Genomic DNA, 15,526 nt, shown 5'->3' on the forward strand with positions numbered 1-15,526 from the left:
GACTGTGTCGCCTGGAAGGCGAACTATCGGCGCAGGCCGAGGCGCTCGATGAGCGAACGGTAGCGGTCGATGTCGATGTCCTGGAGGTAGCCCAGGAGGCGGCGACGCTGGCCCACCAGGAGCAGCAGACCACGACGCGAGTGGTGGTCGTGCTTGTGCTCTTTGAGGTGCTCGGTGAGATCCTTGATGCGACGGGTCATCATTGCGACCTGCACTTCGGGGGATCCGGTGTCACCGGGGTGGGTTGCGTACTCTTCGATGATCGCCTTCTTGACGTCTGACTCGAGTGCCATAGATGGGATCCCCTTTCTCTCGTTGCGCGGTGCCGGCCAGCCTGATGCTGCGGCTCTCTTTATCCGCGGCCGTTCTCACGGCAACCTGTAGAGCTTACCAGAAACACGGCCGTAACAATCCCGGCGACCGGTTCGACGAGGGATCGGGAACAGTCCATAGTGGAGAGGCGTTGCACGACGGCGGAATGGATACCTCAATGACCCCCAATACGACTGCAGGCACGACGACTGCGGGCACGCTCGACGCGGCCACCCTCCCCGTGCTCGACCTCTCCCGGCTCGGCGCCGGCGACGCGGAGGCCGAGGCCTTCCGCATCGACCTGCGCGAGGCCACGCACGAGTACGGCTTCTTCTACCTCACCGGGCACGGCGTACCGCACGAGCTGATCGAGCGCGTGATGACCACGGCCCGGCAGTTCTTCGACCTGCCCGAGGCCGACAAGCTGGCCATCGAGAACCTCAAGAGCCCGCACTTCCGCGGTTACACCCGCGTCGGCGGCGAGCTCACCCAGGGCAAGGTCGACTGGCGCGAGCAGATCGACATCGGCGTGGAGCGCGAACCGGTGGAGCGCACCGCCGGCACCCCCGACGCTGTGATCCCCGACTACATGCGCCTCGACGGCCCGAACCAGTGGCCGGATGCTCTCCCCGAGCTCCAGCAGGTCGTCGCCGAATGGTACGACGCGCTCAGCCGGGTGGCCCTCACGCTGCTGCGGGCCTGGGCGGTCTCGCTCGGCGCCTCCGAAGACGTCTTCGACGCCGCCTTCGCCGAGCGCCCCTCCACCCTGATCAAGATCGTGCGCTACCCCGGCAAGAGCGACCCCGAGCCCAAGCAGGGCGTGGGCGCCCACAAGGACTCCGGCGTGCTCACCCTGCTGCTCGTGGAGCCCGGCAAGGGCGGCCTGCAGGTGGAGAAGGACGGCGCGTGGATCGACGCCCCGCCGCGGGAGGACGCCTTCGTGGTCAACATCGGCGAGCTGCTCGAGGTGGCGACCGACGGCTACCTCAAGGCCACCGTGCACCGGGTGATCTCGCCCCGCATCGGCGACGACCGCATCTCGATCCCGTTCTTCTACGCCCCGGCTCTGGATGCGACCGTGCCCGTGCTCGAACTCCCCGAGGCTCTGGCCGCCCACACCCGCGGCGTGACGACCGATCCGGGCAACCCGATCTTCACCACCTACGGCGAGAACTCGCTCAAGAGCCGGCTGCGCGCGCATCCGGATGTCGCCGCGATCCACCACGCCGACCTGGTCGAGAAGATCGCGGCCGCGGCCGCCCAGAACAACCAGGCGTGAGCGACTCGCCCGAGACACCCGCACAGCCCGGGGCGCCCACGCGGTCCGGGCCGCCCGAGCGACGGCGCAATCCGTTCGCCGACCTGACCCCGCTGCGGGAGAGCCCGGCCTTCGCGCGCCTCTGGGCCGGCCAGGCGATCTCGGGCATCGGCAGCCAGATGACGATCGTCGCGGTGGGCCTCGACATCTACCGCCTCACCTCCTCCACGCTCGCCGTCTCGGGGGTGGCGCTGTTCGCGCTGCTGCCGATGATCGTGGCGGGCCTCTACGGCGGCATGCTCGCCGACGCCTTCGATCGCCGCAAGGTGGCCCTGATCGCCGCGATCGTGGCCTGGGTGTCGACCGCCGTGCTCGCCGCTCTCGCCTGGACCGGCGCCGACAGCGTGGCGGCCCTCTACGCCCTCGCCACCGTGAACGCGGTCTCCGCCACCGTGGTGGGGGCGACCCGCTCGGCGATCTACCCGCGCATCCTGCCGCGCGAGCTGCTTCCGGCCGCCGCGGCGCTGAACGGCATCACGATCGGGGTGATGGTGACGCTCGGCCCCGCCCTCGCGGGCGTGCTGGTGGCGACCGTCGGCTTCGGCTGGACCTATTCGATCGACGTCATCCTGTTCGTCGCCGCCTTCGTGGGCATCGCGAGCCTGCCGCGCATCCTGCCCGAGGGCGAGGTGCAGCGGCCTGGGCTCGCCTCGCTGAAGTACGGGCTGTCGTTCCTGAAGCACGCGCCGAACATCCGGGCGCAGTTCCTGATCGACATCGCGGCCATGACGTTCGGGCAGCCGCGCGTGCTGTTCCCCGCCATCGGCGTGCTCGTGCTCGGCGGCGGGCCCATCACCGTGGGCATCCTCACCGCGGCCTCGGCGGTCGGCACGATGCTCGCGAGCGTGTTCTCGGGGCGGCTCGGCGGCGTGCGCTGGCAGGGCCGGGCGATCGCCCGAGCGGTGCAGGCCTACGGCTTCTTCGTGGCGCTGTTCGGCGTGGTCGTCCTCGTGGCGACGCTGTCGGGTGCCCCCGCCTCGCAGGAGCTCGCCGACGCGAACGTGGTCGGCATCGTATTGGCCTCGCTGGCGCTGGCCGCGACCGGCGCGGCGGACGAGATCAGCGCGATCTTCCGCACCACCATGATGCAGGCCGCCGTGCCCGACAACATGCGCGGCCGGCTGCAGGGCGTGTTCACCGTCGTGGTGGCGGGCGGGCCACGGATCGGCGACCTCTACGTCGGCGTGCTCTCGGTGTTCGCTGCGCTCTGGTTCCCGCCGCTGCTCGGAGGCCTGCTCGTCATCCTGGCGGCCACGCTCATCCTGCGCCTCGTGCACACCTTCCGCGCCTACGACGCGCTCGACCCGCGCCCCTGACCCCTCGCCGACCCGTCACTTTCTCCCGCTATTCGACCCTCAAAGCGGGAGAAAGTGACGGGTCGGCGGGGTGGGGGTCAGAGGCCCGCGGGAGGGTGCTCGCCGGGGGCAAGGACCAGCGTGAGGCGCTGGGTGGGGCGGGTCATCGCCACGTAGAGAGCGGATGCTCCGCGCGTGTTCTCGGCGATCAGGCCGGCGGGCGAGACCACCAGCACCGAGTCGAACTCGAGACCCTTGGCATCGGCGGGCGTGAGCAGGGCGGCGCTCCGCGAGAGACCGTTCACGCCGACGCCGAGCTGCTCGCCGAACTCCGCCGAGAGCACCTCGCGCATCCGCTCGAAGCGGGACGCCGGAGCGATCACCGCGCTCGTGCCACCCGAGGCGATCATCTCGCCGAGCTGCGCGGTCACCACCGCCGCCAGGTCGGCCTCGTCGGCGCTCGGCAGCGCCGCGACCGGCCACGGCGTGGTGCGCACGGAGCGCGACCGCGTGACCGAGAGGCCGTTGGCCTCGGCCACGCGCTCGGCGGCATCCACGATCTGCGAGGGCGTGCGGTAGTTCACCGTCAGCTCCTCGAGCCGCCAGTTCTCGCCGATCAGCGGCGAGAGCGTCGCCTCCCAGCTCGTGGAGGAGGCGGCTGAGCTCGCCTGCGCCACATCGCCCACGATCGTGAACGAGCGCAGCGGGGCGCGGCGCAGCAGCACGCGCCACTGCATCGGCGAGAGCTCCTGGGCCTCGTCCACGACGATGTGACCGTAGGTCCAGCTGCGGTCGGAGGCGGCCCGCTCGGCGGTGGTCAGCGATGCGGCCGACTCGGCGAATCCGGCGACCACCGACTCGGCCGAGACCTGGCCCTCCACGTCCATGTTGCGGATGGCGTTCCTGGCGTTCTCGAGGTCGCGCTTGCGCTGCGCCTTCTCGGCGCGCTTCTGCGCCGAGTCGACCGCGTCGAGCTCGCCGAGCAGCTCGGCGGCCTCGTCGAGCAGCGGGATGTCGGAGACGGTGAGTTCTGAGCCGCGCTCGCGCCGCAGCAGCTCGCGCTTGGCCTTCGACCAGTGCGAGGTGAGCGACGCCAGCCACTGCGGGCGGGCGTAGAGGTCTTCGAGCAGCTTCTCGGGCGTCAGTGGGATCCACGCCGTGTTGAGGGCGACCCGCACGTCGTAGGAGGTGCGGATGTCTTCGCGCAGGTAGGCCTGATCGGCCTCGTCGACCGTGCTGCCGCGCCGGCGCAGCTGGTCGGCCAGCTGACGGGTGAGCTGACCCAGCACGTTCTTCACGAACGACACCCGGCCCTCGTTGTAGGGCTTGCCGGATTCGCGCGCCTTCGCCATGGCCTCGGCGATGGTGGCGGGCTGCAGCACGAGCGTCTCGCCGTTGATCTCCAACGTCTGCGGCTCGTCGGGCACGCGCTGGCGCGATCGCACCGCCCGGCGGATGAGCGCGGCCATCTCGGCCGATCCCTTCAGCGCCGCGACGGCGGGAACGTCTTCGGCGGTGACGTCGAGACCGGGGTAGAGCTGCCCGAGGCTCGCGAGCACCACACCGGTCTCGCCGAGGCTCGGCAGCACGGCGTTGATGTACTGCAGGAACGCGCGGCTGGGGCCGACGACGAGCACACCGCTGGAGCCGAGACGCTCCCGGTGCGTGTAGAGCAGATAGGCGGCGCGGTGCAGCGCCACGGCGGTCTTGCCGGTGCCCGGCCCGCCCTGCACGACCAGCACGCCGGCGAGGTCGGAGCGGATCACGCGGTCCTGCTCGGCCTGGATGGTGGAGACGATGTCGTGCATCTGACCGGTGCGCTGGGCGGTGAGCGCGGCCAGCAGGGCGCCCTCGCCCTGCAACTGGGTGCCGTCCTCCTCGAGCAGGGAGGCGTCGAAGACCTCGTCCTCGATCCGCACGACCTCGCGGCCGCGCGTGGTGAGGTGCCGGCGCGCGCGGGCGCCGAGGGGGGTGGCGGCGGTGGCCTGGTAGAAGGCGCGCGCCTGCGGTGCCCGCCAGTCGAGCAGCAGCGGTTCGAGGTTCTCGTCGCGCAGGCCGATCCGGCCGATGTAGCGCAGCGTGGAGCTGCCGGCTCCCGGCTCCGGATCGGGTTCGATCAGTTCGAGGCGGCCGAAGGCCAGCCGCTCGCCCACCTCGCGGAGCTGGTGGATGCGATCCTCGTAGACGCGGGCGAAGGCATCCCGCTCGGATCGCGACTGATGGTTGCCGCCGACGTCGTCGCGCCGCACCACGGTGAGCTCGCGTTCCGCTTCTTCGCGCAGGCCGTCGAGCCGCTCGTACAGCCCCCCGACGTACTCCCGTTCGCGTTCGAGCTCAGACCCAGCCACGCCACCTCCCGAATCACCGGCAAGCAATTCTACTCGCGGAATCCGACGCGGAAGTCACCACCGGACGGCCAGGTGAAAGAGTGCCGTGCACCTGCACGATTTGTCGAAGCAACCCGAACGCGACGAACGGACGCGGCGGCGTGTACGTCGCGTCCGTTCGTGAGAGCGCCCAGAAGCCGGCGGCAGCTGCAACTCCACCGCAAGGCACGCCGCAGGGGCGGCGGCGTGCCGACTTGGTCTCGGGGCCTACGGCACCGCGACCAAGTCGATGACGAAAATCAACGTCTTGCCGGCCAGGAAGTGGCCGCTGCCGGCGGGGCCGTAGGCCAGGTGCGGCGGGATGGTGAGCTTGCGGCGTCCGCCCGCCTTCATGCCGGGGATGCCCTCCTGCCAGCCGGCGATGAGGCCGTTGAGGGGGAAGCTGATGGTCTCGCCGCGGTTCCAGGAGGAGTCGAACTCGTCGCCGGTCTCGTACTCGACGCCGAGGTAGTGCACCTCGACGGTGGCGCCCGGGGTCGCCTCCGCGCCGGTTCCCTCGACGATGTCGACGATCTCCAGCTCGGTGGGGGCGGGGCCCTCGGGGAAGTCGATCTCGGGCTTGGTGCCGATTGGTTCAGTCATGGTCCCATCCAAGCCGACCGGGGCGGCCAGGTCAAAAGACGGGCGCGGATCCCGCGGGGGCCGAGGGGCCTCCCGCCGCGCTCGCCAGCGCCAGGCGGTCGCCGAGCAGAGCATCCAGCAGCTCCGCCTCGTCGTGCCGCGGGCCGATCGCCGAGCGCCCGGAGAGCAGCCGCTGCCGCACGAAGGCGAGCCGCGTGGCGTGCCGGGTGAACGACCTCATCGCCGCGCGGCCGTCTCCCGGCATCGACTTGGCCCAGCGCAGCGCCTGTTTGCGGGTCGACGCCGAGGAGAGCATCTCGACCTCGGCCTCGCTGAACCAGCCCGCCTCGGCGTACTCCGTCAGCCGCGCCCGCGTGAGCCGCGTCTCGGATCGCCGCAACAGCACCACGAACACCACGGCCAGCGCGAACAGCGGCACCTGCACCGCGAAGTAGAGCAGGAAGAAGCCGCCCTCCCCTTCCACGATGAACGTGGAGCCGTTCCAGAACGCGTGCAGCCCCATGGCCAGGACGAGCCCGAGCAGGAAGACGCCGATGCCCGCGAACGCGTTCGTGCGGCGCACGGCGAAGCCCAGCGCGATGCCCGTGCAGGCCGTGAACATGACGTGCGCGAAGGGCGACAGGATGCCGCGCAGCACGAAGGTGAAGCCGAGACCCACACCGCCCGACTCGATCAGCGACTGCCCGAAGTAGAGGATGTTCTCGGTGAACGCGAACCCCGCGGCCACCGTGGCACCGTAGACCAGGCCGTCGACCGGACCGTCGAACTGCTTGCGGAAGAACAGCAGCAGGATCAGGATGCCGGCCGCCTTGGCCCCTTCCTCGACGACGGGCGCCTGGATGACCGAGCCCCACAGGTCGCTGGTGGTGTTGCGCCCGTCGCTGGCCACCTCGACGATCAGCTGCACGCTGAAGTCGACGATCAGGGCGATGGCGATGGAGGCCGCCGCGCCCCACAGGAAGGCGAACCACAGCGCGGGCCGCGGCTCGGGCTCCCACCGGTCGATCAGCGTGATGGCCGTGATGACCACCGCCAGCGGCACCAGGGCCAGGATGCCGCAGATCACGAACGCGGCCGGGCCGAGCCCCAGCACGAGATAGCCCACGACCGCCAGGAAGACGAAGCCGAGCACCAGGATGCCGACGATCGCGAGCACCTGCGAGGCGGTGGAGGAGCGTCGCGGCGGCGCCCCGGCGGGCACCGCCGGCAGCGGCGGCAGGGCGTGCTCGACCTGATGCGGCACCGCGGGCGGGGGCGCGACGGGCGACATCACCGTGCGCGGGTCGATCGGATGCTGCGCATCCGGGGAATACTGCGTAGGGTTCGCCAAGAGCAATCCTCACCTTCTCGCTCGGGATCAGCGTAGTGCACACCGGCGACGCGCGCCGCTCAGTACACCTTCCCGGGGTTCATGATCCCCTGCGGATCGAAGACCGCCTTGATGCGCCGCTGCAGATCCAGTCCCCCGGTTGTGAGCTCCCCCTCGAGCCAGCGCCGCTTCAGCACCCCGACACCGTGCTCACCCGTGAGGGTGCCGCCGAGTCGCACGCAGGCCTGGAACAGCTCGTCCGCCGCCCGCCAGACGATCTCGGGCACCTCGCCCTCGGCCGCTCCCGCAGTCACCACGCCATCCGCCCCGCCGACGCCGCCGGTGGCGCCCCCCGCCGCCGGCAGCACGAAGTTCGGATGCAGGTTGCCGTCACCGGCATGCGCCACGGTCGGGATGGCGAGGCCGTAGGCGGAGCCGATCCGCTCGATCTCGGCGAACATGGCCGGCAACGCCGAGCGGGGCACGCAGACGTCTTCGATCAGCACCTCGCCGAGCACCTCGAGGGCGGGGTGGAAGCTGCGGCGGTACGCCAGGAGCGCCTCCCCCTCCGCGGGATCGTGCGACTGCCCGAGCGAGAACGCCCCGCCGGCCCGCAGCACGGCGACGGCGGCCTCGGCCTCGGCGCGGGCACCCGCGCCATCGGTCTGCAGCAGCACGTAGGCCGCGCCGGGAGCGACCGCCGCCCGGCCGAGGTACCGGTTCGCCGCGGCCACGGCCGCCCCGTCCATCAGCTCCATCACGGCGGGGCGGATGCGGGCGGCGGTGATCGCCGCGCAGGCCCTCGCGGCCGCGGTGACGTCGGCGAAGAAGGCTCCGATCGTCACCACCTCGCCGACCGCGATCGGCCGGATCTTCACGACCGCGCGCACGATCACGCCCAGCGTGCCCTCCGAGCCCGTGAGCAGCGCGGTGAGGTCGTAGCCCGTGACGCCCTTGACCGTGCGCCGGCCGGTCTCCAGCAGCGATCCGTCGGGCAGCACGACCGTGAGGCCGAGGACGGCCTCACGGGTCACCCCGTACTTCGCGCAGAGCAGGCCGCCCGCGTTCGTGGCGATGTTGCCGCCGATGGTCGAGATGGCCTTGCTGGCCGGATCGGGCGAGAACACGTACCCGTGCGGTGCGAGCTCATCGCTGAGGTGCTGATTGATCACGCCGGGCTCCACCACGGCGAGCTCGTCCTCCAGCGCGATCTCGAGGATGCGGTTCATCCGCGCGACGCCGAGCACGATCGCGCCCGCGGAGGCGGTGGCTCCCCCGGCCAGACCCGTGCCGGCACCCCGCGGCACGAGGGGAACCGCGTGCCGGGCGGCGATCCGCACGACCGCCTGCACCTCCTCGACGCTCTCGGCCTCCACGAACGCGAGTGCGTGCTCGGGCGACCACCAGCCCGACTTGTCGGTGCGCACGGCCTCCAGCGCCGGCCCCTCGGTGACCACGCGCTCCCCCGCCACCGCCCGCAGCTCCGCGAGCACGGCGGCGTCGGACTCCCGCGAGGTCATCGACGAGGGTCCAGCGGCTCTGCGGCGAGCTGCTCCGCGTCGATCACCGGGATGGCCTGCGTGATGGCCTCGATGCCCGAGAGCCGGGCGGGCGAGGTGAGCTTCAGCACGCGCTCGCGGCTCATCAGCTTGGCCTCCACCACCAGGTCGACGATGTTGCGGCCGGTCAGCAGCGCGGTCTTCGCCAGCGCCGAGGCCGCCGCGTAGCCGATGTACGGCGTGAGGGCCGTGACGACGCCCACGGATGTCGCCACCATCGTGTCGAGGCGATCGAGGTTGGCCGTGATCCCGTCGATGCAGTTGACGCGAAGCGTGCGGCATCCGCCGGTCATCCAGGCCAGGCTCTGCAGCAGCGAGTGCGCGATCACCGGCTCGAAGGCGTTCAGCTGCAGCTGGCCGCCCTCGGCCGCCATCGTGATGGTCACGTCGGCGCCGGCCACCGCGAAGGCCACCTGGTTGACCACCTCGGGGATGACCGGGTTCACCTTTCCGGGCATGATGCTGGATCCTGCCTGGCGCGGCGGGAGGTTGATCTCGCCGAAACCCGCCTGAGGGCCGCTGGAGAGCAGGCGCAGGTCGTTGCAGATCTTCGAGAGCTTGATGGCCGAACGCTTCAGCACGCCCGAGAGCGTCATGAACACCCCCGCGTCGCTGGTGGCCTCCACGAGGTCGGCCGCGGTCACGTGCTCGAAGCCGGTGAGCTCGCGCAGCTCCCGGCACACGGTGGCCGCGTAGTTCGGGTCGGCCGTGATGCCGGTGCCGATCGCGGTGGCGCCGAGGTTGATCTCCCAGAGCAGCGGCAGGGTGTGCCGCATCCGCTCGAGGTCTTCGGTGAGGGTGGTGGCGAAACCGTGGAACTCCTGGCCGAGCGTCATCGGCACGGCATCCTGCAACTGCGTGCGGCCCACCTTGAGCACGTGCCCGAACTCCACGCCCTTGGCGCCGAACGAGTCGCGCAGCAGCGCATGCTCGGCCATCAGCCGGTCGAGCGAGAAGCACATCGCGAGCTTCACGGCGGTGGGGTACACGTCGTTGGTCGACTGGCTGCGGTTCACGTCGTCGAGCGGATGCAGCACGTCGTACGCACCCTGCGGATGCCCGTGGGCCACGAGGGCGACGTTGGCGATCACCTCGTTGGCGTTCATGTTGGTGGACGTGCCGGCGCCGCCCTGGATGACGCCCACCACGAACTGGTCGTGGAACTCCCCCGCCCGGATGCGCTCGCAGGCCTCGTCGATCCACTCGGCCTTCCAGGCGTCGAGCACGCCGATCTCGCGGTTCGCGCGCGCCGCGGCCTGCTTGACGATCGCCAGGGCGTTCACGAGGTCGGGATAGACCGAGATCGGACGGCGGCTGATCGGGAAGTTCTCCTGCGCCCGGGCGGTGTGGATGCCCCAGTAGACGTCGGCGGGGATCTCGATGCTGCCGAGGCTGTCGGTCTCGGTGCGGGTCGCCCCGGGCGCGGATGGAAAGGCCGGTGAGGATGTCACGTACTGCTCCGTTGCTGTCGTTCGCTTGTGGCTGACGCCGTCGACTCTAGTCCGCACGGGACCATCCGGCCCGGCGCTCGTCAGCTCAGTTTGCGCAGCAGCCCGCGGATGAAACCGTCCTTCTTCGCGGTGAACGGCGGATACACCAGCTTGAGCGTGTCGGGCGCGAGCCGCTTGGTGAGCACCGACTTCTCGTGGCTGAAGGTCTCGAGCCCGCGGCGCCCGTGGTACGAGCCCATGCCGCTGCCGCCCACGCCGCCGAACGGCAGTCCGGGAACGCTGAGGTGCGCCACCGGCGCGCCGAAGCCGACCGCCCCCGAGGAGGTCTCGGTCAGGATGCGCCGGGCCGTCTCGCGCGACGACGTGAAGGCGTAGAGCGCGAGCGGCTTCTCACCCGAACGGATGAACGCCAGCGCGTCGTCTAGGCCGTCGACGGTGACGATCGGCAGGATGGGGCCGAAGATCTCCTGCTGCATCACCGGGGCGTCCCGCGAGACGTCGCACAGCACCGTCGGCGCGATGTAGCGCGTGCGGTCGTCGGTGCGGCCACCGGTGAACACGTCCTCTCCCTCGAGGAGCGCCACCAGACGGGTGTACTGCTTCTCGTTGACGATGCGGCCGTAACTCGAGCTGGAACGCGGATCGCCGTCGTACAGCTCGGCGACGGCGTCGACCAGGTGCGGGGCCAGCCGGTCGGCCACGGCCTTCGTGGCGAGCAGGTAGTCCGGTGCCACGCAGGTCTGGCCGGCGTTCATGAACTTGCCCCAGGCGATCCGCCGTGCCGCCGCGGCGAGGTCGACGCTGTCGTCGATGTACACCGGCGACTTGCCGCCGAGTTCGAGGGTGACCGGCGTGAGGTGCTTGGCCGCGGCCTCCATCACGATCCGCCCCACGGTGCCGTTGCCGGTGTAGAAGATGTGGTCGAAGCGCTCGGCGAGCAGGTCGGTGGTGACCTCGACGCCACCCTCGACCACCGCGACCGCGCGCTCGTCGAGGTACTCCGGCACCAGCTCGGCCATCAGGGCCGAGGTGGCCGGTGCCAGCTCGCTCGGCTTCAGCAGCACGGCGTTGCCGGCGGCCAGCGCGCCCGCCACGGGGGCGAGCAGCAGTTGCAGCGGGTAGTTCCACGGGGCGATGACGAGCACGACGCCGAGCGGCTCGAGCATCGTGGATGCCGTGGCCGGCGCCAGCCCGATCGGCACGCCCACGCGCTTGGGCCGCAGCCATCCGCGCAGGTGCCGCAGCGTGTGCTCGATCTCGCTCAGCACGACGCCGATCTCGGTCAGCTGCGTCTCGGCCGGGTTCTTGCCCAGGTCTTGGAAGAGCGCGTCCTCGAAATCGGCCGAACGCTCCTCGAGCATCCGCTGCAGGGCCTTCAGCTGGGCGAGCCGCCACGCCAGCGGCCGGCTGACACCGCGGTCGAAGCCGGCGCGCAACGCGAGCACGACGGGGCTGGCAGGGATGACGGGTGACGTCGACTCCAGGGTCATCTCCCCATCGTAGAAGCGCCGGAGCGCGCGAGGAAGAGCGATCAGCCGTGCAAGAAGGGCACGATCAGGTAGATGCCGAAGAGCACGGCGCCGATGCTGAGGGCGAAGCAGAGGTAGGCCAGCACGGTCGCGTAGAACGGGCGCGCCTGTTCGCCGGTGGAGGCGTCGGTGCGCGTGAGGCCCTGGAAGCGCAGGCCGAACGAGTACAGGCTCACCACGACCGCTGTGGAGATCAGCGACGCGGCGGCCACGATGAGGAACGCGCCCCAGTCGATCACTTCTGCACCTGCTTCCGCTTGCGGCGCGTGGCCTTGGGGCTGCGCACGGCGATGGTGGCGGCATCCACCTCGCTGATGGCGTTGTTCGAGTCGACCCTGTTGCGGCGCGAGAGCACGAAGATCGTGACGATCACGGCGATGCCGGCGATCAGGTCGATCACGATCCCCGTGGTGCCGAGGGTGGCGACGAGCGCGGCCAGCGCTCCGACGATCGCCGAGGCGGGCAGGGTGATCAGCCAGCCGAGGCCGATCCGGCCGGCGGTGCGCCAGCGCACGGACGCGCCGCGGCGGCCGAGGCCCGATCCGATCACCGATCCGGAGGCGACCTGGGTGGTGGACAGCGCGAAGCCGAGGTGGCTGGAGGCGAGGATGGTGGCCGCCGTGCTGGTCTCGGCGGCGAAGCCCTGCGCGGGCTTGACCTCGGTGAGGCCGGCGCCGAGGGTGCGGATGATCCGCCAGCCGCCCGAGTAGGTGCCGATGGCGATGGCCAGGGCGCAGGCCACGATGATCCAGAGCTCGGGGCCGCTGCCGGTGGGGAGCAGTCCCGCCGAGATGAGGGTGAGCGTGATCACGCCCATCGTCTTCTGGGCGTCGTTCGTGCCGTGCGCGAGCGCCACCAGGGAGGAGGAGAAGATCTGGCCGTACCGGAACCGCCCGCGCACGCCCGACTGCGCGCTGGAGGCGGGCATCCGGGTGATGGCGTAGGCCAGCCGGGTGGCGATGAAGGCGACCAGGCCCGCCACGAGCGGGGCCACGAGGGCCGGCAGGACGACCTTGCTGACGAGGACCGAGTAGTCGACCACCCCGAACCCGGCGCCCACGATGGCCGCGCCGATCAGGCCCCCGAACAGCGCGTGCGAGGAGCTCGAGGGCAGGCCGAACAGCCAGGTGACGAGGTTCCAGATGATCGCGCCGATCAGCCCGGCGAAGATCATCTCGGGCAGGATCTGCACCCCGCCGTCGCCCTCCTTGATCAGCCCGTTGGAGATGGTCTTGGCCACCTCGGTGCTGAGGAAGGCCCCGACCAGGTTCAGGACGGCGGCCAGGGCGACGGCCACCTTGGGCTTCAGCGCCCCGGTCGCGATCGGCGTGGCCATGGCGTTCGCCGTGTCGTGGAACCCGTTCGTGAAGTCGAAGAACAGGGCCAGTGCGATCACGAGCACGACGATGACGGTGAGATCCACCCGTGCCTTCTCCAGACTGATGTTCGCGTGCGGCACGCATCCGGATGTTCACGGCCCGTTCATGCGCAGTGGGTGGCGCCGATGAGGAGCCGTGACGATGATCGCACCCGGGTCACCCGAGGTCAACTCGACGGCGCGGCGCTCTACGCTGGAGGGATGAGCGCCCTCCTGCCCGAGAACCCGCCCCTGGCCGCCCGCAAGCCGATCGAGCGCGTGCACCACGGCGACACCGTGATCGACGCCTTCGAATGGCTGCGCGACAAGGAGGATCCCGAGGTGATCGCCTACCTCGAGGCCGAGAACGCCTACACCGAGACGGCGACCGCGCACCTCGAGGGTCTTCGCCGGAACGTCTTCGACGAGATCAAGGGCCGCACCCAGGAGACCGACCTCTCGGTGCCCGTGCGCGACGGCGGATTCTGGTACTTCACCCGCACCGCCGAGGGTTCGCAGTACGGCGTGCACTGCCGCGCCCCGATCCGTTCGGCCGACGACTGGACGCCGCCCGCGATCGTGGCGGGCACGGATGACGCGTCCCGCCTGCCCGGCGAGCAGGTGGTGCTCGACGACAACCGCGAGGCCGAGGGCCACGAGTTCTACTCGCTCGGCAGCTTCGACGTGAGCCCCGACGGTGGGCTGCTGCTCTACGCCGTCGACACGGTCGGCGACGAGCGCTACACGCTGCGCATCCGCGATCTGTCCACCGGATCCGACCTCGCCGACGTGGTGTCGAACACCGCCTCGGGCGCGGTCTTCTCCGGCGACGGGGCCACCGTCTACTACCTCACCGTCGACGAGGCCTGGCGCCCCGACACGGTCTGGCGGCACCGGGTGGGAACGGATGCGGCCGCCGACGAGGTGGTGTTCACCGAACCCGACGAGCGCTACTGGGTGGGCGTGGGCCTCACCCGCAGCAAGAAGTACCTCGAGATCGCACTGGGGTCGAAGATCACCAGCGAGGTGCACCTGCTCGACACGACCGATCCTTCGGCCACCTTCGAGGTGGTGTGGCCGCGCCGGGAGGGCGTCGAGTACTCCGTCGAACACGCCGTGGTGGGCGGGCAGGACAGGCTGCTCATCCTGCACAACGACGGCGCCCTGAACTTCGAGCTGATCGCGGCCGACCCGGCACGACCGGCGGATGCCGCGGGCTGGCAGACCGTGCTCCCCCACGACCCGGCGGTGCGGCTGGAAGACGTGGACGCCTTCGCGAGGCACCTCACGATCGACTACCGCCGCGACGGGCTGACCCGCGTGGCCGTGCTGCCGCTGGCATCCGGAACCGCCGCCGACGCCGACGGTGTCGCCGTGATCGACGGCTCGGCCTTCACCGAGCTCGCCTTCGACGAGCCGCTGTTCTCGGTGGGCACCGGCGGCAACCCCGAGTGGGAGCAGCCCACCGTGCGCTACGGGTACACCTCGTTCGTGACCCCCTCCTCGGTCTTCGACTACGACGTCACGACGGGCGCCTCGACGCTGCTGAAGCAGCAGCCGGTGCTCGGCGGCTACGACGCCTCGGCCTACGAACAGCGCCGCGAGTGGGCCACGGCGGCCGACGGCACGCGCGTTCCGATCTCGCTGGTCGCCCGGCGCGGAGTGCTCGACGCCGCCTCTCCCGCGCCCCTCGTGCTCTACGGCTACGGCTCGTACGAAGCGTCGATCGACCCCGGGTTCTCGGTCGCCCGCCTCTCGTTGCTCGATCGGGGCGCCGCGTTCGCGATCGCCCACGTGCGCGGCGGCGGCGAGCTCGGCCGCCACTGGTACGAGACCGGCAAGACGCTCACGAAGAAGAACACCTTCACCGACTTCGTGGCGGCCGCCGCGCACCTCGTCGCCACAGGCCTGACCGCTCCGGATCGCCTGGTCGCGCAGGGCGGCAGTGCGGGCGGCCTGCTGATGGGCGCGGTCGCCAACCTCGCCCCGCAGTTGTTCGCGGGCATCCTGGCCCAGGTGCCGTTCGTCGATGCGCTGACGTCGATCCTCGACCCGGATCTTCCGCTCACGGTCATCGAGTGGGACGAGTGGGGCGATCCGCTGCACGACCCCGAGGTGTACGCCTACATGAAGTCGTACACGCCCTACGAGAACGTGACGTCCCAGGCCTATCCGCGCATCCTCGCCATCACGAGCCTCAACGACACCCGCGTGCTCTATGTGGAGCCCGCCAAGTGGACGGCGCGCCTGCGCGAGGTAGGTGCCCCCGTGCTGCTGAAGACCGAGATGTCGGCCGGCCACGGCGGTGTCTCGGGCCGCTACGCCCGTTGGCACGAGACCGCCCACGACTACGCCTGGGTGCTCGACGTGCTCGCCCTGGCGGGAGTGCGGCCGGCCTCGTGAGCGATGCCCACACCACACGTCACC

Annotated in this window: 12 protein-coding genes; 3 read left to right on the forward strand and 9 right to left on the reverse strand. The window is 70.8% G+C overall.

Annotated elements, in window-relative coordinates; genetic code table 11:
- Window positions 1–23: 23 nt before the first annotated feature.
- Window positions 24–293, reverse strand: a complete 270-nt coding sequence (gene rpsO / locus ACN4JJ_RS16440; RefSeq protein ID WP_259527083.1) for a 30S ribosomal protein S15 — start codon at window positions 291–293, stop codon at window positions 24–26.
- 197 nt (window positions 294–490) lie between these two features.
- Between rpsO and ACN4JJ_RS16445 the strand changes: the two genes are divergently transcribed.
- Both ACN4JJ_RS16445 and ACN4JJ_RS16450 read left to right on the forward strand, forming a co-directional pair.
- Complete coding sequence (locus ACN4JJ_RS16445; protein ID WP_440710974.1) at window positions 491–1,591, forward strand: isopenicillin N synthase family dioxygenase; 1,101 nt, start codon at window positions 491–493, stop codon at window positions 1,589–1,591.
- Window positions 1,588–2,946: an MFS transporter gene (locus ACN4JJ_RS16450; RefSeq protein ID WP_440710975.1), complete on the forward strand. Its 1,359-nt coding sequence runs from the start codon at window positions 1,588–1,590 to the stop codon at window positions 2,944–2,946. Before ACN4JJ_RS16445 ends, ACN4JJ_RS16450 begins: the two co-directional genes overlap by 4 nt.
- A 77-nt stretch (window positions 2,947–3,023) precedes the next feature.
- Here the strand turns inward: ACN4JJ_RS16450 and ACN4JJ_RS16455 are convergent, their stop codons facing one another.
- The 8 genes from ACN4JJ_RS16455 to ACN4JJ_RS16490 all read right to left on the reverse strand — a co-directional run bounded on the left by ACN4JJ_RS16455 (window position 3,024) and on the right by ACN4JJ_RS16490 (window position 13,165).
- Window positions 3,024–5,273, reverse strand: coding sequence for a HelD family protein (locus ACN4JJ_RS16455; protein ID WP_440710976.1), 2,250 nt, complete (start codon window positions 5,271–5,273; stop codon window positions 3,024–3,026).
- A 246-nt stretch (window positions 5,274–5,519) separates the two neighbouring features.
- A complete protein-coding gene (locus ACN4JJ_RS16460; RefSeq protein WP_440710977.1) occupies window positions 5,520–5,894 on the reverse strand; it encodes an FKBP-type peptidyl-prolyl cis-trans isomerase in 375 nt (124 codons plus the stop codon).
- A 31-nt stretch (window positions 5,895–5,925) separates the two neighbouring features.
- Entirely contained in the window at window positions 5,926–7,224 is a 1,299-nt protein-coding gene (locus ACN4JJ_RS16465) for a PrsW family intramembrane metalloprotease (protein ID WP_440710978.1), read from the reverse strand.
- A gap of 59 nt (window positions 7,225–7,283) precedes the next feature.
- On the reverse strand, window positions 7,284–8,723 hold the full coding sequence (locus ACN4JJ_RS16470) for an FAD-binding oxidoreductase (RefSeq protein WP_440710979.1): 1,440 nt from the start codon (window positions 8,721–8,723) through the stop codon (window positions 7,284–7,286).
- The gene (locus ACN4JJ_RS16475; protein ID WP_440710980.1) at window positions 8,720–10,213 is read right to left on the reverse strand and encodes an aspartate ammonia-lyase; all 1,494 of its coding nucleotides are present in this window, start codon (window positions 10,211–10,213) and stop codon (window positions 8,720–8,722) included. Before ACN4JJ_RS16475 ends, ACN4JJ_RS16470 begins: the two co-directional genes overlap by 4 nt.
- A gap of 80 nt (window positions 10,214–10,293) precedes the next feature.
- A complete protein-coding gene (locus ACN4JJ_RS16480; protein WP_440710981.1) occupies window positions 10,294–11,703 on the reverse strand; it encodes an aldehyde dehydrogenase family protein in 1,410 nt (469 codons plus the stop codon).
- Window positions 11,704–11,744: 41 nt separating this feature from the next.
- Window positions 11,745–11,981 (reverse strand): hypothetical protein, encoded by a 237-nt coding sequence (locus tag ACN4JJ_RS16485; protein ID WP_440710982.1) that lies wholly within the window; start codon window positions 11,979–11,981, stop codon window positions 11,745–11,747.
- On the reverse strand, window positions 11,978–13,165 hold the full coding sequence (locus ACN4JJ_RS16490) for an inorganic phosphate transporter (RefSeq protein WP_440710983.1): 1,188 nt from the start codon (window positions 13,163–13,165) through the stop codon (window positions 11,978–11,980). The genes ACN4JJ_RS16485 and ACN4JJ_RS16490 overlap by 4 nt, the downstream gene beginning before the upstream one ends.
- A 156-nt stretch (window positions 13,166–13,321) precedes the next feature.
- On the opposite strand from ACN4JJ_RS16490, the gene ACN4JJ_RS16495 reads away from it, so the two are divergent.
- Window positions 13,322–15,502, forward strand: a complete 2,181-nt coding sequence (locus tag ACN4JJ_RS16495) for a S9 family peptidase (RefSeq protein WP_440710984.1) — start codon at window positions 13,322–13,324, stop codon at window positions 15,500–15,502.
- Window positions 15,503–15,526: the final 24 nt, after the last annotated feature.

This window comes from Herbiconiux dendrobii (assembly GCF_052048175.1).
GTDB lineage: Bacteria > Actinomycetota > Actinomycetes > Actinomycetales > Microbacteriaceae > Herbiconiux.

What these genes read in the sequence shown, in the direction of transcription:
- rpsO (WP_259527083.1), bottom strand. Translation starts at nt 293, where the DNA reads ATGGCACTCGAGTCAGACGTCAAGAAGGCGATCATCGAAGAGTACGCA.
- ACN4JJ_RS16445 (WP_440710974.1), top strand. Translation starts at nt 491, where the DNA reads ATGACCCCCAATACGACTGCAGGCACGACGACTGCGGGCACGCTCGAC.
- ACN4JJ_RS16460 (WP_440710977.1), bottom strand. Translation starts at nt 5,894, where the DNA reads ATGACTGAACCAATCGGCACCAAGCCCGAGATCGACTTCCCCGAGGGC.
- ACN4JJ_RS16470 (WP_440710979.1), bottom strand. Translation starts at nt 8,723, where the DNA reads ATGACCTCGCGGGAGTCCGACGCCGCCGTGCTCGCGGAGCTGCGGGCG.
- ACN4JJ_RS16480 (WP_440710981.1), bottom strand. Translation starts at nt 11,703, where the DNA reads ATGACCCTGGAGTCGACGTCACCCGTCATCCCTGCCAGCCCCGTCGTG.
- ACN4JJ_RS16495 (WP_440710984.1), top strand. Translation starts at nt 13,322, where the DNA reads ATGAGCGCCCTCCTGCCCGAGAACCCGCCCCTGGCCGCCCGCAAGCCG.